This is a genomic window from Nonomuraea sp. NPDC003709 (genome assembly GCF_040610775.1).
GTDB lineage: Bacteria > Actinomycetota > Actinomycetes > Streptosporangiales > Streptosporangiaceae > Nonomuraea > Nonomuraea angiospora_A.
In genome coordinates this window covers 794,563-814,477 of record NZ_JBEXMW010000002.1, presented here as the reverse complement: position 1 = coordinate 814,477, position 19,915 = coordinate 794,563, and the positions used below count along the sequence as shown (strand labels likewise).

General features: G+C 70.6%; 14 protein-coding genes. 10 read left to right on the top strand and 4 right to left on the bottom strand.

The features are described 5' to 3' along the window. Positions 1-198 precede the first annotated feature (198 nt). On the bottom strand, positions 199-2,487 hold the full coding sequence (locus ABZX61_RS08180) for a hypothetical protein (protein WP_355192553.1): 2,289 nt from the start codon (positions 2,485-2,487) through the stop codon (positions 199-201). 172 nt (positions 2,488-2,659) lie between these two features. On the opposite strand from ABZX61_RS08180, the gene ABZX61_RS08175 reads away from it, so the two are divergent. The 8 genes from ABZX61_RS08175 to ABZX61_RS08140 all read left to right on the top strand — a co-directional run bounded on the left by ABZX61_RS08175 (position 2,660) and on the right by ABZX61_RS08140 (position 13,368). After that, complete coding sequence (locus tag ABZX61_RS08175) at positions 2,660-4,024, top strand: extracellular solute-binding protein (protein WP_355192551.1); 1,365 nt, start codon at positions 2,660-2,662, stop codon at positions 4,022-4,024. Beyond that, complete coding sequence (locus ABZX61_RS08170; RefSeq protein WP_350734888.1) at positions 4,021-4,887, top strand: sugar ABC transporter permease; 867 nt, start codon at positions 4,021-4,023, stop codon at positions 4,885-4,887. The genes ABZX61_RS08175 and ABZX61_RS08170 overlap by 4 nt, the downstream gene beginning before the upstream one ends. A 5-nt stretch (positions 4,888-4,892) precedes the next feature. Further along, positions 4,893-5,738, top strand: a complete 846-nt coding sequence (locus tag ABZX61_RS08165) for a carbohydrate ABC transporter permease (protein WP_350734886.1) — start codon at positions 4,893-4,895, stop codon at positions 5,736-5,738. After that, entirely contained in the window at positions 5,735-6,583 is an 849-nt protein-coding gene (locus ABZX61_RS08160) for an NAD(P)-dependent oxidoreductase (protein WP_355192549.1), read from the top strand. The genes ABZX61_RS08165 and ABZX61_RS08160 overlap by 4 nt, the downstream gene beginning before the upstream one ends. 2 nt (positions 6,584-6,585) lie before the next feature. Next, positions 6,586-7,836: an enolase C-terminal domain-like protein gene (locus tag ABZX61_RS08155; RefSeq protein WP_355192547.1), complete on the top strand. Its 1,251-nt coding sequence runs from the start codon at positions 6,586-6,588 to the stop codon at positions 7,834-7,836. 25 nt (positions 7,837-7,861) lie between these two features. Next, entirely contained in the window at positions 7,862-8,887 is a 1,026-nt protein-coding gene (locus tag ABZX61_RS08150; protein ID WP_350734880.1) for a LacI family DNA-binding transcriptional regulator, read from the top strand. 21 nt (positions 8,888-8,908) lie between these two features. Continuing rightward, positions 8,909-10,510, top strand: a complete 1,602-nt coding sequence (locus tag ABZX61_RS08145; RefSeq protein ID WP_355192545.1) for an FAD-dependent oxidoreductase — start codon at positions 8,909-8,911, stop codon at positions 10,508-10,510. 596 nt (positions 10,511-11,106) lie between these two features. Beyond that, on the top strand, positions 11,107-13,368 hold the full coding sequence (locus tag ABZX61_RS08140) for a CHAP domain-containing protein (RefSeq protein ID WP_355192543.1): 2,262 nt from the start codon (positions 11,107-11,109) through the stop codon (positions 13,366-13,368). Between the two features lie 169 nt (positions 13,369-13,537). Here the strand turns inward: ABZX61_RS08140 and ABZX61_RS08135 are convergent, their stop codons facing one another. The 3 genes from ABZX61_RS08135 to ABZX61_RS08125 form a co-directional block, all read right to left on the bottom strand. Next, positions 13,538-14,305 (bottom strand): phytanoyl-CoA dioxygenase family protein, encoded by a 768-nt coding sequence (locus ABZX61_RS08135; protein WP_355192541.1) that lies wholly within the window; start codon positions 14,303-14,305, stop codon positions 13,538-13,540. A 76-nt stretch (positions 14,306-14,381) separates the two neighbouring features. Beyond that, positions 14,382-15,371 (bottom strand): Gfo/Idh/MocA family oxidoreductase, encoded by a 990-nt coding sequence (locus ABZX61_RS08130; protein ID WP_355192539.1) that lies wholly within the window; start codon positions 15,369-15,371, stop codon positions 14,382-14,384. Next, the gene (locus ABZX61_RS08125) at positions 15,368-16,339 is read right to left on the bottom strand and encodes a Gfo/Idh/MocA family oxidoreductase (RefSeq protein ID WP_355192537.1); all 972 of its coding nucleotides are present in this window, start codon (positions 16,337-16,339) and stop codon (positions 15,368-15,370) included. Before ABZX61_RS08125 ends, ABZX61_RS08130 begins: the two co-directional genes overlap by 4 nt. A 254-nt stretch (positions 16,340-16,593) precedes the next feature. Here ABZX61_RS08125 and ABZX61_RS08120 point away from each other — a divergent pair, with 254 nt between their 5' ends. Both ABZX61_RS08120 and ABZX61_RS08115 read left to right on the top strand, forming a co-directional pair. Next, positions 16,594-18,576, top strand: a complete 1,983-nt coding sequence (locus ABZX61_RS08120; RefSeq protein ID WP_355192535.1) for a hypothetical protein — start codon at positions 16,594-16,596, stop codon at positions 18,574-18,576. A gap of 226 nt (positions 18,577-18,802) precedes the next feature. Continuing rightward, positions 18,803-19,897: a LacI family DNA-binding transcriptional regulator gene (locus tag ABZX61_RS08115; RefSeq protein WP_355192533.1), complete on the top strand. Its 1,095-nt coding sequence runs from the start codon at positions 18,803-18,805 to the stop codon at positions 19,895-19,897. Positions 19,898-19,915 lie beyond the last annotated feature (18 nt).

The following is a 19,915-nucleotide window of genomic DNA, read 5'->3' as shown; positions in this document are numbered from 1 at the left end:
CCTGCGTCGATTTCCGCCTCACGGTATGAGGCGCGGATGAGCCTAGCGACGCACAGCGGCAGGCAATATCCACGTTACGACTGATCCACTGCGCGTTCGGGATAGATTCCGTCCAGTCGGTGGCGCGGGAGTTCGGGATCAACGGTACAGGCGGATGGCCGGCGCTCTCTGCACCCCAGGGCAGGGGAGAGTTCGGCCTCAGGGCAGTTGGTCAGGGGTCGCCGTCAGACCGAAGTAGATACGCGGGGCGCCGTCCAGCCGGACCTTGACCTTGCCTTCGCGGGCGGTGAGCCGTCGTTCCCTGCCGATGCAGTCGAGCTCCCTCACCGAGCTCCCGGCGGCGGCCACCTTCAGGTCCGTCTTGGTCGGCCAGCCGTCCACCCACGGTTCCGGTGCGGCGAACCAGGTGGAGCCCGGCGCATGGTCGGTGTTGAGCAGGTATCCGTCCTTCCTGCTCCACAGGATCGAGACGGGTCCTTCCGGCGTGCTGAACAGCAGTCCCTTCAGGTCGGGGTCGGCCGGCTTCAACCAGCGTACGAACGTCGCCCTGTCCAGCACCTGCGCGGCCGTGGCGTAGGCGAGCATGGACGGCTTGGCGCTGGTGTCGCGGTTCATGAGCCCGTAGTGGTACTCGGGGTTGGCCGGGTCGGCCATCTGCGGCTTGCCGAGGACGCTGTCGTGCAGCTGGTACCAGTTCACGCAGCGCACCCCCTCGGCCTTGGCCAGCGCCAGGGTGAGCAGGACGTTCTCCGCGGCCTGCCGGTAGGTGTCGTGCCACCAGCTGTTCGGCTTCGTGCAGGCGTAGGCCTCGGTCAGCCACAACTCCTTGTGCCCGTACTCCGCGATCATCTCGCGGGCCTTGCGCAGGCCGCCGAGGAAGTTCCAGTAGGAGCCGTTGCTGCCCTGCGTCCATTCCTCAGGAGGCGGCGCGTAGTCCGGCGTGAAGTTGCCCCTGCCCGGGTGGAAGGCGAACCCGTCGATGAGGTCCCAGCCGCCGGCGTCGTGGAAGTTCTTGGTCCAGACGTGATCCATGCCGGCCAGGCCGGCGTTGAGCACCTTGGTGGGCGCTCCCGCTGCGGTCAGCCGGTCGCGTACCGGGCGTAGTCCGTCCCGCACGTAGGCGGCGGCGGTCTCGCCGCTCATCCATGGCTTGTTCACCTCGTTGGCGACCTCGAAGTAGCCGGCACCCGACCCGATCGCCTTCTGCGTGTTCGTGTCGGCCCAGGCGGCGACCTCGGCGGCCGTTCCGCCCAGGGGGATCCCGGCGAGCTCGATGTTGTGACCGATCCCCGCCGCGTCGAGGGTGGCGGGCGGGAGACCAGGCCCGCCGTCGTAGGAGATGCGGACACGCTGGATGCCCAGGCGTTTCATCAGTCCCACGACGGCGGCGGTGTCGGGCTTGAGCAGCCAGGGGTAGTTGGCGATGCCGAACATGCTGTCGGCGCCCGCCTGGTAGGTGTGCGGCGGCAGGACGGCGAGGTTGGTGCGGGCGAACGCGCTGTCGGTGCCCGCGGTGGCGCTCACCTCGGTGAACACGATCCCGCGGGGTGGCGAGGTGACGGTGAAGGTCTGTTTCCACGCGGCTCCCGCCGCGACCGTGCCGGTCACGCTGCCGCCGGCCAGCGTCTTGCCGTCGAAGTCGCGCGCCCACCACGACAGCTTGACGTTGCGGGCGGTCTTCCCTCCGTTGGCGACCTCCGCGTGCAGGGCCATGGGCCGGCCGCCGGCCTCCCAGAGGGAGAAGGGCTGGTCGGTCCAGACCTCTACGCCGAGTGGAAGGCCTGCGCCCATGGTGCCGCCCGCCGCGGGCCGCATCGAGCCGAGCACCAGGTCGGCCTCCGTCACGGCCGCGCTCGCGGTCCCGGTGCCCGGCGCGTGGATCCAGGTGGCGTTGGTCCAGGCAGGTGTGGTGGTGGCCAGCCGGAAGTAGGCGCGGGTGTCGGCCCAGGTCTCCTGGTAGACGACCCCGGCATTGCTTTCGTACGGCACTCCTCCCCCGGCGTCGCGGTTCCACGTCGTCAGCGCGGCGAAGGACTCGGGCGCCGAGGGAGAGACGACGGTGCGGCCGAGCATGAACCCGGCCGGGATCAGCGTGGTCGAGCCGCCGACCTCCCAGCGGAGCTTCGCGCGGTGCGGCGCGACGCTGAAGACGCCGCGGACGGTGATTCCGGCGGCCGTGCCGGGGAGCGTGTAGTCGACCTGGATGGCCTGCGTGCCGTCCTGGAGCGTGATGAGCGACGGCGTTCCGCCGGTGGTGCGCTGGATGCCGGTGACGGAGTCCTTGGCCATGAACCCGGTGAGCCTGACCCGCTCGACGCCACCGCCGTCGCGGACGGTGATGCCGCCGTCGGTGGCCGCGGTCAGCGTGATGCCGTCGGCGGAGATCGAAGGGGTGTCGGCCTGGGCTTGTGCCGCGGGAACCAGCGCCCCTGCGAGTCCGGCCGCTACGGCTCCGCCGAGGAAACGGCGTCGGGGGATGTCGGACATGAAGATCTCTTCCCTGTCGACCTAATGCGGATTAGGAAGAGGTGTACTCCGGCCGGAACGAGAGTGTCAAGGGTGATTTGTGTGCATCACGTAATCTGCCGGTAACGCCTTGACACGCCCTCCTAATGCGGATTAGATGCCACCTAATCCGCATTAACCCAGAGGAGTAGCCATGGATGTGCCAGCCCCCAGAAGGTGGATGGCGGGGGCGCTCGTGCTCGCCGCCGCGACGGCGGGCTGCTCGTCCGGCTCGTCGGGTGAGGACCCGGGCAAGACCACGATCACCGTGGCGGGCATGCCTCCCACGACCGCCGCGAAGACCCGCACGCAGTTCCTCGACGCGGTCGCCGCGTTCGAGAAGGCCAACCCCACCATCAAGATCAAGCCGACCGACACGCAGTGGGACGCCAGGACGTTCGCGACCAGGCTGGCCGGCGGAAACGCGGAGACGGTGCTGACCGTGCCGCTCACCGAGCCGCCGGGGCTCATCGCCCGGCGCCAGGTCGCCGACCTCAGCGCCGAGATCAAGAGCCTGCCGCACGCGGGAGACTTCGACCCCCGCGCGCTGGCTCCCGCGACCGGCGCGGACGGCAAGGTCTACGGCCTGCCCGTCACCGAGTACGCGCTGGGCCTGGTCTACAACCGCGCCCTGTTCACGAAGGCGGGGCTCGACCCGGACCGGCCCCCCGCCACGTGGGACGAGGTCAGGGCGGCGGCCAAGAAGATCGCCGGGACGGGAGCCGCGGGGTACACGCAGATGACGGTCAAGAACACCGGCGGCTGGATCCTGACCGCGATGACCTACTCCTTCGGCGGGCGGATGGAGAAGCAGGAGGGCGACAGGTACGTGCCCTCGCTCCTGGACGGCCCGGCGGAGCAGGCGCTCCGGCACCTGTCCACGATGCGGTGGCAGGACGACTCCATGGGCGCCAACCAACTGCGCACCCAGCAGGACGCGGAGCGCGACTTCGCCGCCGGCAAGATCGGCATGATGATCGGCACCGTCAACAGCTACAGCCGCTACACCACCCTCTACTCCGGCAAGCCGGACGACTTCGGCATCGCGGCGCTGCCGCAGCAGGGCGGCGGCAAGGCGACACTGCTGGGCGGGCTGGTCGCGGCCGTCAACGCCAAAGCCACGGCCGCGCAGCGAGCCGCCGCGGTGAAGTGGATCGACTTCTACTACCTCAAACCCAACTACGACCCGGCGGCCGCCGAGCAGCTCGCCGTGGCCAACGCCGCCGACAAGCTGGCCGTCGGCCTGCCCACGCTCCCGTTCTACGGCACGTCGGTGTCAGGCCCCGTGAACGCCGCGATCGCCAAGCACGGCAACATCCCGGTGTCGAACTTCGCGCCCTACGTGAAGGACACCGACAAGCTGGAGTACGTCGTCGAACCCCCCGTCGCCGCCCAGGACCTGTACGGCGCACTCGACACCGCCGTGCAGGCCGTCCTGACCCGCAAGGACGCCGACCCGCGCGACGAGCTGACCAAGGCGGCGGCACGGGTCGCGCCGCTGCTCGAGAAAGCCCAGTGACCCGGGGCAAAGGCGTCGCGGCCGCGCTGTTCCTCATCCCGACGGTGCTGGTCTTCGGCCTGTTCTCGTGGTGGCCGATCATCCGCAGCGTGGTGCTCGGATTCCAGCAGACCAACCTGGTCGAGGCGGCGACCTTCGCGGGCCTGGACAACTTCCGCACCCTGCTCGCCGACCCCCTGCTGGGCACGGCGGTGCGCAACACCCTGCTGTTCACCGGCCTGGCCCTGCTGATCGGCTTTCCGCTGCCGATCTTCCTGGCGGTGCTGATGTCGGAGCTGCGGCGCGGCTCCGGGCTGATGCGGGTGCTGGTCTACCTGCCGGTGGTGGTGCCGCCGGTGGTGGCCGTGCTGATGTGGAAGTGGTTCTACGACCCGGACTCCGGCCTGTTCAACCAGTTGCTCGGGCTGGTCGGACTGGGACCGTACCCCTGGTTGCAGTCCACGGGCATGGCGATGCCGAGCCTGATCCTGGAGGCGACCTGGGCGGGCGCCGGCGGCGTCGTGCTCATCTACCTGGCCGCGCTGGCCAGCGTGCCGACCGAGCTGTACGAGGCGGCCGAGCTGGACGGGGCGTCGGTGTGGCGCAGGTTGTGGCATGTGACGCTGCCGCAACTCCGGCCCATCCTGCTGATCATGCTCCTGCTCCAGGTGATCAACACCTTCCAGGTGTTCACCGAGCCGTTCGTGCTGACCGACGGCGGGCCGGAGGACTCGACGGTCACGGTGCTGCTACTGATCTACAGGTACGCGTTCGTCAACGGCGACTACGGCACGGCGGCGGCGTTGAGCGTGAGCCTGGCCGTGGTGCTGGCGGTGCTGTCCGCCGTGTACCTGCGGCTCACCAGAGCTTGGGGGACGAAGTGAGGGGAGTGATCTCCGACACCGAACGGCGTGGGCGCGGGATGCGCCTCGGACTGGGCACCACCCAGGTGCTGCTCATCGTGGCCCTGCTCCTGGAGGGCGCCGGACCGATCTACTGGATCTTCAAGGGCGCGATCTCCTCCACCCAGGAGTCGCTACGCCGTCCGCTGGCCCTGTGGCCGGCGGACGTGCGATGGTCGAACCTGGCGGAGGCGTGGACGACCCTGGAGGTCGGCCACTACCTGACGAACACCGTCGTGCTCGTCGGCGGCTCCTGGTTCACGCAGCTGTTCGTCGCGACGACAGGCGCCTACGCGCTGTCGGTCCTGCGACCCTCCTACGGCAGGTACGTCTACGGCGCGGTCCTGGCGACGCTGTTCCTGCCCGGCACCGTCTCGATGGTCTCGCTGTACCTGACCGTCCTGGACCTGTCCATCGCCAACACCCCGCTGTCGGTGTGGTTGCCCGCCGGGGCGCACGCCTTCAACGTCCTGCTGGTCAAGCAGTTCTTCGACGGCATACCCAAGGAGTTGTTCGAGGCGGCGCGCCTCGACGGCGCGGGACCATGGCGGATCTTCACCCGGGTGGTGCTGCCGATGTCACGTCCGATCCTGGCCGTGGTATCACTGCTGGCTGTCATGAACGCGTGGAAGGACTTCCTCTGGCCCATGATCGCCATCACCGACACCGAGAGCCAGCCGCTGGCGGTGGCCCTGCCCCGGCTGGCGGACACCTCGGACCAGGCCCTGCTCATCGCCGGGATGCTGATCGCGATCATCCCGCCTGTCCTGGTATTCCTGCTGTTCCAGCGGCAGATCATCCGGGGCATCGCCTTCACGGGGCTGAAGGGATGAGGGTCCTGGTCACCGGTGCGGCCGGCCGCCTCGGCTCCGCCGTACTGGCAGAGCTCGCGTCGCGGGACATCGCCGTGACCGCGCTCGTCGCGCAGGATCCCGGCCCGCTGGCGGCGGAGCGGGTCGTCGTGGGCGACGCCCGCGACCCGGCCGCCGTCCGCGCGGCCCTCGAAGGGGCCGACGCCGTCGTGCACACGGCGGCCCTGGCCTCGCCCGAGGTGGCGGCGCCCGAGGTGGTGTTCTCGGCCAACACGCAGGCGACGTTCGTGGTGCTGAACGAGGCGGGAGAGCAGGGGGTACGGCGGGCCGTGATCGCCGGCAGCCTGTCGGTCACCGGCCTGCCGTTCGCCAGGTCGCGCCCGAGCCCGCCGTACCTGCCGCTGGACGAGCGGGTGCCGTTGCAGATCGAGGACCCGTACGCGCTGTCCAAGCAGGTGGACGAGGCGACGGCGGCGATGATGCACCGGCGGCACGGCATGACCGTGGCCGCGCTGCGCTTCCCCTTCCTCGGTGACCAGGCCAGGCTCGCCGCGCGCGCGGAGCGGCTGGCCGGGGATCCCGCGGCCGGGGCCGCGGAGGTATGGAGCTACCTCGACCTGCGCGACGCCGCGCGTGCCTGCCTGCTCGGGCTGACGGCCCCGCTGCACGGCGCGCCGGTCATCTTCGTCGCCGCGGACGAGACGCTCGTGGCGACCCCCACCGAGGAGTTGCTCGCGGCGCACCACCCCGGCGTGCCGCGCCGTACGGCATTGCCCGGCAGGACCGTGGCCATCGATCTCGAGCCGGCCAGGCGACTGCTCGGATTCACTGCTCGGCATCCGTTCCCAGAGGAGCGACAATCATGATCATGTCGGAGACGCAGGCGCCGTGGCAGGCCAGGGACGGGCTGCGCATCACCGGTGTGCGCACGATCGTCACCGCTCCAGGCGGGGTTCCGCTCGTGGTCGTGCGCATCGACACCTCCGAACCCGGGTTGTACGGCCTGGGCTGCGCCACCTTCACCCAGCGCTTCCACGCCGTGGTCGCCGCGATCGAGCGGCACCTCGCTCCCATGGTCATCGGCCGGCACCCGGCCGACATCGAGGACATCGGCCGGATGCTGCACTACTCCTCGTACTGGCGGGGCGGGCCTGTGCACAACAACGCGCTGTCCGGCATCGACCAGGCGTTGTGGGACATCGCGGGCAAACGCTTCGGCGTGCCGGTGTACGAGCTGCTGGGCGGGCGGGTCAGGGCGGCCGCCGCCGTCTACACCGGGGCTCGCGGTGGCGAGGTCGAGGAGTCGATCGAGCGGGCCGCCGCGCTCGCCGAGCAGGGCTACCGCTACGTGCGGCTGCAGGCGGGCGGGCCGGGGCTCGGCACGTACGGCGGCGTCGGCACGCCCGGCGGGTATCCGGGCAGCCCCCATCCCGACGGCTGGGACGTCGGCCACTACCTGCGGAGCACGCCGAAGTTGTTCGAGCGTGCCCGCGAGGTCCTCGGCGAGGAGCTCGGCCTGCTGCACGACGCGCACAACCGGCTCACGCCGAAGGAGGCCGTGGCGCTCGCGCGGTCGCTGGAGCCGTACCGGCTGTTCTTCCTGGAGGACCCGCTCGCACCCGAGCACTTCGACCGGCTGCCCGAGGTGCGGGCGGCCGCGCCGATGCCGATCGCCTCCGGCGAGCTGGTCTCCTCGGTGACCGACGCGGCGCGCCTCATCACCTCCGGCGGCGTCGACTACCTGCGCCTGCACGTCTCGGCCGTCGGCGGGCTGACGCCCGTGCGCAAGCTCGCCGCGCTGTGCGAGCTGACCGGGGTGCGGACGGCCTGGCACGGGCCGCCCGACGTGTCACCGGTGGGCGCGGCGGCCAACGTCACGCTCGACGTCACCAGCCCCGCGTTCGGGATCCAGGAGGCGCATGTCTACCCGGAGACCGTGCACGAGGTGTTCCCGGGAACATTGAGGACGGTGAACGGCTACATCGCCCCCTCTGATCGACCCGGCTGGGGCGTCGACCTCGACGAGAACGCCGCCAAGCGATACCCACCGGAAACGCACCTGCACGAGCGGTGGGCCGCGCGGGTGCGCAGGCCCGACGGCGGGATCGAGGCTCCGTGATCTACTACTTCTTGGGGGATATGCCATGAGACCCAGCGGTCGCCCTCGTCAGGCGGACATCGCTCGACTGGCCGGCGTCTCACAGCCGACCGTGTCCCTGATCCTCGGCGGCGGCGCCGCTGCCATGGGCATCGCCCAGGAGACCCAGCGCAAGGTCATGGAGGCCGCCGAGCAACTCGGGTACGTGCCCGACCCGATCGCCACCCGCCTGGCGGCCGGGCAGAACAACCTGCTCGGCCTCTACACCTTCACCTCGACCTTCCCCAATGAGATATCCCACGCCTACTACCCGTTCCTGGTGGGTATCGAGGAGGAGTCGGCGGCGCAGGGCTACGACCTGCTGATGTTCATCGCCTCCAGCACCACGGGCGAGCGCCCGCACGCCCAGGTGCTCAACCGGGTACGACTGGCCGACGGCTGCCTGTTCCTGGGCAGGCACCTGCCCGTGCGGGAGATGGACCGCCTGCTGGCCACCGATCTGCCTGTCGTCTACATAGGGCGGCACGACGAATTCGGCGACCGCCTGGCCTACATCGGCGCCGACTACGTGTCCGCCGGCGCCGCCGTGGTGCGGCATCTGGCGGGGCTGGGCCACGAGCGCATCCTGTACGTGCGCGAAGCCGACGAGGCGATCACCTCCGTCGACAGGGAGGCGGGCTTCCGGAGCGGCATGGAAGAGTGCGGGCTGGCAGCCGAGGTAGTGCGCACCGACGGCGCCGACCTGACCCCCGACCGCCTGCGCGCCTGGCGCGACCAGGGCATCACCGCGGTGGTCACCGAGGCCACCGACACCGACGCCGCCCACCGCGCCCTCCTGGCGGCCGCCGAGCGCGCGGGGCTCCGCTTCCCGGACGACCTCTCCCTGGCCACGTTCGGCGACCCCCGCGACCGCGCGGCAGGGCTCACCGGCTTCGCCGTACCCCGTCGTGAGATGGGGGCCGCGGCCGTCCGGCTGCTCACGAAACTCATCGCGGGAGACCGTACGGTCCCCAGGCACCAGCTCCTGACCTGCGAGCTTGAGCCAGGCGAGACCGCGGCGCCTCCCCGCTAGCCCTCTCGAAAGGCATCATCCATGACCGACATCCTCATCGTCGGCGGTGGGCTGGGCGGCGTCGCCGCAGCCCTGGCCGCCTGCCGTGCGGGCCACGACGTCGTCCTCACCGAGGAGACGGACTGGATCGGCGGCCAGCTCACCGCGCAGGCCGTTCCCCCCGACGAGCACCCGTGGATCGAGAGCTACGGCTCCACCGCTACCTATCGTGACGTGCGCGGCTCCATCCGCGACTACTACCGGCGCTGGTACCCCATGACCGGCGGCGCGCAGCGCTGGCGCGAGCTGAACCCCGGCGCCGGATATGTCAGCAAGTTGTGCCACGAACCACGCGTCTCCCTGGCGATCCTGCAGGCCATGCTGGCTCCCCACGTGGCCGCCGGGCGCCTGCGCGTCCTCCTTGAACACCGCCCCGTCGATGTCGAGGTGGACCGTGACCGCGTCAGGGCCGTCACGCTGCTGGACCTCCGCTCCGGCGACTCACACACCATCGCCGCCGCCTATGTCCTCGACGCGACGGAGACCGGCGATCTGCTGCCGCTGGCGAAGGCGGAGTACGTCACGGGCGCGGAGGCCCGCGGCGAGCACGACGAGCCGCACGCGCCGGACGAGTACCAGCCGCTGAACATGCAGGGCATCACCTACTGCTTCGCCGTCTCCCACCACGACGGTGAGAACCACGTCATCGACCGGCCTTCGGACTACGGATTCTGGCGCGATTACCGGCCCGGCTTCTGGCCCGGGCCGCTGCTCGGCTTCAGCGCGCCGGACCCACGCACCCTGGAGCCCGAAGCCCGCTGGTTCGACCCCAACCCGCCCGGCGATCCCCGCGGGGTGCTGGCCGACCAGAGCGCCCAATCGGGGGACAAGGACCTGTGGATGTTCCGCAGGATCCTCGCCCGCGACCTGTTCGAGCCCGGCTTCGCCGCTTCGGACATCACTCTGGTCAACTGGCCGCTGAACGACTACTGGCTGCGCCCGATCATCGAGGTGGATGCCGACACGGCGGCGCTGGCGCACAGGGAGGCCAGGCAACTGTCGCTGTCGCTGCTGTACTGGCTCCAGACCGAAGCGCCCCGACCTGACGGCGGCACCGGCTTTCCCGGGCTCCGGCTCCGCCACGACGTGGTCGGCACCGCGGACGGATTGGCGAAGTCCGCCTACGTCAGGGAGTCGAGGCGCATCCGCGCGGTCACCACCGTCACCGAGCACCATGTCTCCAGGGCCGTCCGCGGCGACCGCGGCACGCTGCGGCACCATGACTCCGTCGGAGTCGGCGCGTACCGCATCGACCTGCACCCGTCGACCGGTGGGGACAACTACATCGACATCGCCAGCGTGCCCTTCGAGATCCCGCTCGGCGCGTTGCTGCCCGTCAGGATGCGCAACCTGCTGCCCGCGGGGAAGAACATCGGCAGCACGCACATCTCGAACGGGTGTTTTCGCCTGCATCCTGTGGAATGGAATGTGGGTGAGGTCGCGGGCCATCTGGCCTCGTACTGCCTGCGCCGGGAGGTGGAACCGCAGGAGGTCAGGGAGAAGGAGACCTTGCTGGAGGAGTTCACCGGGGAACTGGACACGATCGGGATCGAACGCCACTGGCCGGCACCGGCGGGCTACTGATCCTCGGCCCGCGGTGTCGAAGCGCCACTGTTGACCCGAGACGACGCCGAGTTCATGACCAGCCCCCGCCTGGCCGCCATCGCCGAGATCGGCTGATCACCCGCCTCGACCTTGGTGGCCAGGAGGCCCGCTGGGACATCTGACACTCGTGAGCGCCAAGCCCTCGGGAGGCGGCGTCGCAGCGCTCATCGACGACGGCGCCGCCCGCCCCAGGCGGGGCCTGTGCCGCCGGAGCCGCGAAAGGCCCATTCACGACCGGTACGGGCCTGGCGCCTCGCGCCTGACGCGAAGCCACTCGACACACGTGAGTCCGACACCACGAGTGGGACCCGCTGACGGGCGATTGTTAGCGAATTTAGGTAGATCTTTCCGTATATCTCCCATCAGGCGACACATCGGACACCGCCTTCTACCTGGGACTTTACCTTCGCCGGAAGCGTTGAACCCTCCTTGGGGCGCACTTGACCTGCGGAAACATCAGGCTACCCTCGCCCTATCGCAGACTTCCGGTTTATTCACATTGGTCACAGGATTACCAATTTTGTCAGGATCAATGTGCATATATCCGGTCTTGTTCAGGAGGTTCCCTCACTTCCATGACGCCAGAGACGCAGAGGTTCATCGAACTGCTCCAGCGCCAGCTCGGGTATGCCGACAAGGGCTCGAGCACCAAGTTCGGCGAATGGTACGGCAGCAACGTCGAGTTCGACGCCGACTACAGCTCGGCCCCGTGGTGCGACATGTACATCTCGTGGGCGGCGCACAAGCTCGGCTACCAGGCATGGGTCGGCCAGTTCGCGTGGACGGTGGCACACGCGAAGTGGTTCAAGGAACAGCACGCGTGGGGGAAGGTTCCGACGCCCGGCGCGTTGGTCTTCTTCGACTGGAGCGGCTCCGGCAAGATCGACGACATCGACCACGTCGGCGTCGTGACGAAGGTGCGAGGCGACACGATCTTCACGATCGAGGGCAACACCGACGGCGGCGTCGTGGAGAGCAAAGAGCGCAGCACGAGCAGTGTCGTCGGGTACGGCTATCCGGAACGGGTCAAGGCCGACCTGGACGCGACCAAGTCCGTACTCCAGCTGGTTCAGGCGCGGCCCGGACCCGAGGCGCCGCAGCAGGCGGCCGGCGACTGGTCCGCCGAAGCACGACCCGGGTCCCAGACCCGGCAAGATCAATACGCCGACCAGACGTCTGAGGCATCACGCGACATCCACGAGAACCAGGAACAACCCGGTCACCGGCCCACTGGCTCGCGGCCCGACGCGGACACGACCACCAACAAACCCTCCGACCGGGTACCCCGCCAGCCCTCCGGCGATCACACAGGACAAGCGCAGCCGTCCAGTGGTCACACGGGGCAAGAGCAGCCGTCCGGCGACAAGACAGTCCAGAGCCCCCACGACCAGAACCCTCAGGCCACCGACGACCACGCGGCTCCGTCAGGCGCCCGGCCCGGGGCTGACGACCCGGGCCGGAACACCGCCGACGGACCGGGCACCCACGCCACGGACGAGCCGGGCCCGGCCACCGCGGACGGACCGGGCACGGGTGCTGCGGACGGCTCTCACTCTCAGGGGCAGTCGGCTGACCCTGTGAGCCCAGGTGACACCCAGGACGACCCTCACTCCGCCACCGCACCCGAACACACTCAGGCCTCGGACTCACCGCCGAACGCGACAACCCCAACCCGGGATCCCGCCGACATTCCGCCCGCCACGGTTGCCCCGGCACCGAGTTCCTCCGACAACCCGAGTGCCAGTCCGACATCGGACACACCGTCCACCACCCCGACCTCCGACACCCCGGCCAGCACCCCGACCTCCGACACCCCGACCGCCACGGTCACCCCGACTTCCGACACGCCCTCGGCCACGGCCACGGCCATCCCAACGCCAACCGCCTCCGAGACACCCCCCACAGCCAGCGCGACCCCGACCGCCGACGCGCCCTCTGCCACACCGTCGACCACGCCCTCGACGACGGCCACGGCCACGGCCAGCGCATCGGTGCCGCAGACGGCTTCGGAGACCACTCCTTCGCCGACCGCCACCACCGCCGCCGCCGAGCCGACCGCTTCTCCCGAACCCGAGCCGACCGCTTCCCCGACGGAGTCGGCGGCCACGTCCCAGTCCGAGCCGACTGCCACCCCCACGCCGGCCACCGCCCCCTTCTCCGCCGAGCCGGTCCCCGAGGAGAGCACCCCTGCCGCGCCGAAAGCGGCTGACACCCCGGTCGCGACGGCGTTCCCCACGCACCTCCAGGCCTCGGTCAGCGGCCCGCTGCCCAGCCTGTCCACTCCGGCGTTGGTCACCTCGGCCGTGGTCACCGTCGTGGTTCTGTTCGCGGTGTTCGTGGTGCTCAAGACGCGCGCCGGCGCCCGCTCGGCCGCCACCGCCGCCGCCGGGTACGCTCCCCCGAGCCCGCCCGTGCCGGTCGGCCCGCGACACGGCGTCGCCGAGCCGGACGAGGGCACGGTGTGGAGATGGGAGCTCCTGGAAGCCATCGAGGCTGCCGTAGCCCTCGACACCACCCCACCCGGCGAGCAGGACAGCACCCCCTCCCAGCAGGAGAACCGGCGGCCCGACCCCGCTCTCGGCCCTCAGGAGGATGACGCCTTGACCGAGCCGCTGGAGTCGATCGTCAACCCTGGGCCATTGGAGTCGACCGTCGACACCGGGCCCATCGAGCACATCGTCATCCCCGCGGCGACGAGCCCGTTCAACGCCTTCACCCCGGCCGAGTCCACGGACGAGAACGTCCCCGACCCCGCCCGCAACGGGCGCAGCGACCAGCACGCCGGCGATGAGGATGTCACCGGCGGGAAGACACCCCCGGCCTCCGACGCGCTCTAGCTTGAGCGCCCGCTCCTGACCGTAGGCACGCTGACGCCCGCCGTGCGGGAGATCGTCCGTGCCGCCGACGCCGGGTCGGACAGCGCATCCCGGTCTCGGGCCGTACGGCGGGACCTACGTACCGGCCTGCGGCCGTCGTCGCCGCACGCCGGTACGGTCCCGTCTGCTTCTACCGCCGCGTGACCTCCGCCCCCGCGAAACGGTAGTGCCGTGCCGGGTCGAAGTCGGGCCATGGCTGATAGGCGTTCACGCCGGGTTCGCCGCGCAGGTGGAACGCGCTCGGGTAAGGCTGCTCGTCCGCCGTGATGCGGGTCGAGGTCGGGATGTAGCGGATGGTCAGCCCACATCGCCGCTCTGGCGAGGTGTTCGCGTTGCTGCCGTGCACGATGTTCGGGTGGTGCACCTCGACGTCGCCCGGCGCCAGCACCATGTCCACGGCCGCCGACTCCTCCACCTCGGCCGCGATCTCTTCACCGAGCACATTGTCCACCGTCGTGTTGGGGCGCATCGCCTGGATGTCACCGCGGTGGCTGCCGGGGATCAGCCGTACGCAGCCGTTCCCCGGCGTCGAGTGGTCGATGGCCAGCCAGAGCGTGACCACCCGCATCGGCTCCAGCGGCCAGAACGCCGCGTCCTGGTGCCAGAGCACCGGCTGCCCGGAGTACGGCGGCTTGCTGATGTAGTGCGAGGCGAACAGCGCGATGTCCGGGCCGATGAAGGTCTGCGCGATGTCCAGCAGCCGGTCGTCCGAGATCAACCGCAGCCAGAACGGGTCGTCGCGCAGCAGCGTGTGGCCCAGATGTTCGGGCCGCAGGTCCGGGTGGCGGCGCTGCAGCCAGTCGACGTGGCCGGCCGCCTCCCGCACCAGCTCCCGGTCGATGACATCGCGGAAGACGGCGTAGCCGTCGCGGTCGAATCGCTCGAGGACGTCACTCACAAGGCTCCCCCATACGCGCGCCGGGATGGATGACGCGGTTCGCAGATCGAAGTCGAGTCGCCGGTCTCGCGCCCCGTCACAGGGTGATCTCTCGTTTCTCCTGCGCTGACCGGTAGGCCGCGAGAATGACCTTGAGCACGTCCGTGCCCTCTTCGTGGGTGTGCACCGGCCGCGATCCGGCACGTATCCGGCGGACGAAGTCGGCGCAGACGGCCGGAATGGAGTCGACGGCCGGAAATTCGAGTGTGGTGGCGGCCCCGCCGCGTGGCTTGTGGCACAGCGTCGTGCCGTCGCTCCACAGGCTGCCGAGCTCGCCGACCGCCGAGAACTTCTCGGTGAACGGCGCCGCCTCGTACGCCCAGCTGGTCACCACCTCCCCCACCGCGCCGTCGGCGAAGCGCACCAGCACCCGGGCGGAATCCTCGCCTTCCATGAACGCCAGCCGGTGGGTGCTGAGCATCGCCGTCACCGCGACCGGGCGGGCGGACGCCAGGTACAGCAGCAGGTAGGTGGGGTGGTAGCCGGTGTCGATGAGCTCGCCGCCGCCGCTGGTGGCCGCATGGGCGCGCCAGCCCATCGTCGACGGGTCGAAGTCGTTGAAGAAGCTGTCGGTGGTGCGCAGTTCGTACACCCGGCCCAGCGCGCCGGAGTCGATGAGCTCGCGGGCGTGGGCGACCGCGGGCAAGGTGAGCTGGTTGTGCGCGCACATCAGGGTGACCCCGGCTGTGCCCACCGCGTCGGCGATCCGCTCGGCCTCGGCGATCGTCAGGCACAGCGGCTTCTCGCACAGGATGTGCTTGCCGGCCTTGGCGGCGGCGATGACGGCGTCGGCATGCAGATGGTGGGGCAGACAGATGTCCACGGCGTCAACGGGGGCCTCCTCCAGCATGCGCTCATAGGAGCGGTACGCCTGGGCGCCACCCGCCTGCTGGGCGCGCTCGGTGGCGGTGTCGAGGTCCACGTCGGCGACGGCGGTGACGGCCGCCTCGTCCGGGACGGCGAGATAGCCGCGCAGATGGGAGCGGGAGATGTTCCCGCAGCCGATAAGGCCGATGGAGAGGGTCATATGCGGCTTCCTTCCTCGCGGCTGTCGCGGGTGGCGGCGACCATCAAGCGGGTCAGGTCGAGGCCGAGGGCGAGGTTCTCCTCGTCACGGGTGCCGTCGGCGACATGGCGTACGAACAGCTCGAACGGCGTGCCGGTACGCGGCGGCACGGGCAGTTCGCGCCAGGCGCCGCCACTGCTGAGCAGCATCCGCGGCTCGGGCGTCCCGTACACCAGGGAGCCTTCGGTGCCGTGCAGCTCGATGGTGAACGGGGAGGCCGGTGCGACGAAGGACGCCTCCACCACGCCAAGCGTGCCGTCCGCGCAGCGCAGCACCGCGACGGCGTTGTCCTCGACGGCGCGGTTGGTCACATGGCCGAAGGACCCGGTCACAGACTCGGGCATGCGGCCGAGGAACAGCCGGGCCAGGTACATGGGGTGGCAGCCGAGGTCGATGAGGGCACCGCCCGCGGTGGCGGCCGGGTCGTAGAAGTGCTCGGGGAGCCAGCCCTCGCCGACCGAGCCGCCGTGAGCCAGGCGGATCCGGACAAGGGTGAGGCGGCCGAGTTCGCCGTCGGCCAGCACCTTGCGGATGGCCGTCGTGTAGCCGTCGTACAGCCTGGGGAGCGCGAGCATCAGCGCGACGCCGGACTTCTCCGCGGCGGCGGTGATCTCCGCGCACTCGGCCGTGGTCGGGGCGAGGACCTTCTCGGTGAAGATGTGCTTGCCGGCCGCCGCGGCGGCCGTGATGACCTCGCGGTGCGCGGTGGTCGGGCAGGTGACGATAACGGCGTCGACGTCACCGCGCGCGAGTAGTCCGCCGAGGTCGGGATGGAAGTCGGCGCCGAGGTCGTCGGCCCAGGCCCGCCCGCGGGCGGGGTCCTCGTCCCAGACGGCGGTGATCTCGGTGCCGGGGTGCTCGGATGCCTGGCGAGCGTAGTCGGGAGCGTGCACGTGCCAGAAGCTGAGGATGGCGAGGCGCAGGGGCACGAATGATCCTTGCGTTATGGGCGGATTCAGCCTTCGGAGATGGCCATACCTTTGTCGAACCGGTCCAAAACCCTACCCGGGACGGTAGTCCTGGACCGGTTCGATGGCAATACTTGAACGAAAAACTGCGGTAATACTGCGGCAACTCTTGCGATGAATACGGGCCGATGTCAGCATCGGTCACGAGCGCCGGTCGTCCGCGCCCTTCGGAGAGATCTCCCCGCCCAGCCACCCGTCAGGCAAGGGATTGACGCATGCCTTACGCAGTTGACGAGTTCGCCTTCGACCTGCGCCAGAGCGTGGCGCCCGGCCACACCTGGGTCACCAGCGGCTGGACCACCGTCCACGCACCACCGGGCTCGGTGTGCGGGGTCGGCGGGTGGTTCGCGCCACCGTACGCGGTCCCCGACGCCGCGCTGGCCGTCGAACTGGACGTGGACGGGCACCGGATCGCCGACGGTGCGGCGCCCGGCGTGGCCGGAGTGGGCCTGCTCCACGCGGGCGGCACCTGGTGGCCCGGCCGGATCGAGAGGCAGGGCACATACCACCGCCGCCACCACGGCGAACTCGTGTCGGTCGGGGTGCGGAGCACCCTCACCCCGCTGTACGGCCAGGCCGGGTTCGTCCTGGAGGTGGAGATCACCAACCGGTCCGGGCGCGACGTCGCCGTGACCCTGCACCCGCGCGCCGATCCCGGCGGCCCCCGCCGTGTCTCGCTCGGCGAATGGGGCTGGGTCCCGCCCGAACCCGGTCCGGCGGCCACGCGCACGGGACCGTGGACCTGGCAGGCCGGGGACGTCACCGTCGAGCTCTCCCACGAGGGACTCCAGCAGGACGTCCCGGCGGGCGGGAGTGCGGTGTTCGCGCTGGCCGTTCGCGCCGGCGCGGGGACGCCGCCCGGGCGGCTGCGGGAGCTGGCCGCCGAATCCCGCCGCCAGTCGGAGCGCCGGCTGGCCGCGGCGCTGGCGCGGGTGCCGCGGCTGTCCAGCGACATCCCGGGGCTGGAGGCGTACTGGCGCGGCTCTCTGTCCAGCGGGCTGGCCTGTCTCTGGGCCAACCCCGGCTTCATCACCTCGCCCTTCGTGGCCACCTCCGGGCTGGACGGCGGGGCGCTGTGCTCCTACGCGTGGGACACCGGCGGGTACGCCCCCCACCTGCTCTCCCTCATGCTCGGCGACGCCACCACCACTGTTCTGGAATCCCTCATGAAGGTGGACCTCACCAGCCACTACGCGATCGCTCCCGACGGCACGGGCCAGGGCGTCCCGTACGCCTACAGCGGCTGGTCCCTGGTCACCCTCGCCACCGCCGTCGCCGCCCACCAGGGCATCTCCCCCGCCCTGGTCACCCAGCTCCACGAGCTGGTCGAAGGGCTGGACGCCCGCTTCACCCCGGCCGGGGCGCTACGCGACTACGGCACCCAGCACAACCTGCTGGAGATGCGCGGCACCGGCTGGGAGCACGTGGTCGCCAGCCCCAACGCCGAACGCGCCTGGTGTCTCGACCGGCTCGCCGAGCTGGCCGAGGTGTCCGGCGCGCGGCTGCCCGTCGATGAGTTGCGCTCCCGCGCCCATGACATCAGGCACGCGATCGCCCGCGAGCTGTGGGACGAGCGCGAGGGCTGGTTCCGCTGCCGTTACCCCGACGGGCACACCGAGCTCGTCCAGCACGTCCAGGCGTTCGACGCGATGCGGAACGGCGCCTGCACGCCGGAGATGGCCTCGGCCATGCTGAGGCGGCTGCGTGACGGCTCGTTCCTCGCACCGTACGGCGTCAGCGCCGTGGCCGCGGACGACCGGCTGCACTACGAGCTCGGCGACACCGACTGGTCGGGCGGCGGAGCGTACACCGGGGAGGGCCCGCAGCTCGCCCTGACGCTCTGGGAGCACGGCGAGCCGTCCCTCGCCTGGAGTGTCATGCGACGGCTGCTCTGGATGGGGCAGCACTTCCCGTACTACCCCCAGGAGCACTACTGCGACCGCCCGGCGGCACCGCCCGCGGGCCGCCGGGTCAACATCGTCGCCGGGCTGGCCGGCGCGGAGGCGATCCTGACCGGCGCGGCGGGCGTGCGCTTCCGGCTCGACGGCAGCCTGGTCGTCATCCCGGCGGCGCTCCCCGACGGGGACGTGGAGCTGACCGGGCTGGTCCACCGGGGGCGCATGATCGACGTCTCGACCGCCTCAGGCGTCGTCACCGTCGACGGCCGTCCGCGCAAGGCCGGCGCGGTGATCGAGTAACGGCAACGCCGGGCTACGGGGCAGCGCCCAGGTGGTCGGGCTGCTCACGCCGGGCGGCAGGACCGCCGAGCCGGCACGCCATCGGCCCGTATTCGTCGCAAGAGTTACGGGCGAGTTACTCCTGTTTTTCGTCGAAGTATTGCCATCGAACCGGTCCAGCGCTACCGTCCCAGGAAATGGTGTTGGACCGGTTTGACAAAAGGCCGGACGCAGTTGGGGAACGGGCATGGAGAAAATCACGATCCGCGATATAGCACGGCTGGCCGGCGTATCGAAATCCACGGTGTCGCTGGTGATCAACAACAGCCCGCGGGTCGACCCGGCCACCCGGCGGCGCGTGCTGGCGGTCATCACCCGCCACAACTACGTGCCCAGCGCCACCGCGAGCGCGCTGGCGAAGGGGCGGCCGCCGTTCATCGGCATGATCGTGCCCGGGCTGACGTGGCGGATGGTGGCCCCGCTGAACTTCGGGGTCGCCTCCGTCATCGAGCGCACGCCGTACGAGATCATCCTCTACACGAGCACCAACGACCGCGACTACGGGCCGGTCATCGACCGCATGCTCGCCTCGGGGTTGTCGGCCGGGGTCCTGGTGATCAACCAGGACCAGCCCATGAAGCCCCTGCTCGACCTGCACGGGCAGGGCGTGCCCGTGGTCCTCATCAACACCCTCGGCTCCCACTTCGACCTGCCGTCGGTCGAGGCCGACAACTACGAGGGCGCCCGCGGCGCGGTCCGCCACCTGCTGGACCTCGGTCACCGGCGGATCGCTTCGCTGGCCGGGCCGATGACGTACCCGTGCTGCCAGGACCGGCAGCGCGGCTACGAGGACGCGCTGACCGAGGCCGGAGTCCCGATCGACGCCTCGCTCACCGCGCAGAGCGCGTTCGAGCCGCCGCGGGCCCGCGAGCTGGTGCGCGAGCTGCTGGATCGCGCCGACCGGCCGACGGCGGTGTTCGCGCACAACGACGTCACCGCCTACGCCGCCATGGAGGCCGCCGCCGACCGTGGTCTGCGGGTGCCCGAGGACCTGTCAGTGGTCGGATTCGACGACATACCGTCGTCGGCGCACGTCAAGCCCGCCCTCACCACGGTCGGCCAGCCGTTCGAGGCGATGGGCCAGCAGGCGGCCCGGATGCTGCTCGCCATCGTCTCCCCCGAGTCCGGGTCCGGGTCCGGGTCCGGGTCCGGGTCCGGGTCCGGGTCCGGGTCCGGGTCCGGGTCCGGGCCCGGGTCCGGGGAAGACCCGCCACCGCCCACCCGCATCCAACTGCCGACCACTCTCGTCGTCCGGGACAGCACGGGCCCCGCTCCCGCCTGACACGCATCTCACCTCCAC

What these genes read in the sequence shown, in the direction of transcription:
- ABZX61_RS08180 (WP_355192553.1), bottom strand. Translation starts at nt 2,487, where the DNA reads ATGTCCGACATCCCCCGACGCCGTTTCCTCGGCGGAGCCGTAGCGGCC.
- ABZX61_RS08175 (WP_355192551.1), top strand. Translation starts at nt 2,660, where the DNA reads ATGGATGTGCCAGCCCCCAGAAGGTGGATGGCGGGGGCGCTCGTGCTC.
- ABZX61_RS08160 (WP_355192549.1), top strand. Translation starts at nt 5,735, where the DNA reads ATGAGGGTCCTGGTCACCGGTGCGGCCGGCCGCCTCGGCTCCGCCGTA.
- ABZX61_RS08155 (WP_355192547.1), top strand. Translation starts at nt 6,586, where the DNA reads ATGTCGGAGACGCAGGCGCCGTGGCAGGCCAGGGACGGGCTGCGCATC.
- ABZX61_RS08150 (WP_350734880.1), top strand. Translation starts at nt 7,862, where the DNA reads ATGAGACCCAGCGGTCGCCCTCGTCAGGCGGACATCGCTCGACTGGCC.
- ABZX61_RS08145 (WP_355192545.1), top strand. Translation starts at nt 8,909, where the DNA reads ATGACCGACATCCTCATCGTCGGCGGTGGGCTGGGCGGCGTCGCCGCA.
- ABZX61_RS08140 (WP_355192543.1), top strand. Translation starts at nt 11,107, where the DNA reads ATGACGCCAGAGACGCAGAGGTTCATCGAACTGCTCCAGCGCCAGCTC.
- ABZX61_RS08130 (WP_355192539.1), bottom strand. Translation starts at nt 15,371, where the DNA reads ATGACCCTCTCCATCGGCCTTATCGGCTGCGGGAACATCTCCCGCTCC.
- ABZX61_RS08120 (WP_355192535.1), top strand. Translation starts at nt 16,594, where the DNA reads ATGCCTTACGCAGTTGACGAGTTCGCCTTCGACCTGCGCCAGAGCGTG.
- ABZX61_RS08115 (WP_355192533.1), top strand. Translation starts at nt 18,803, where the DNA reads ATGGAGAAAATCACGATCCGCGATATAGCACGGCTGGCCGGCGTATCG.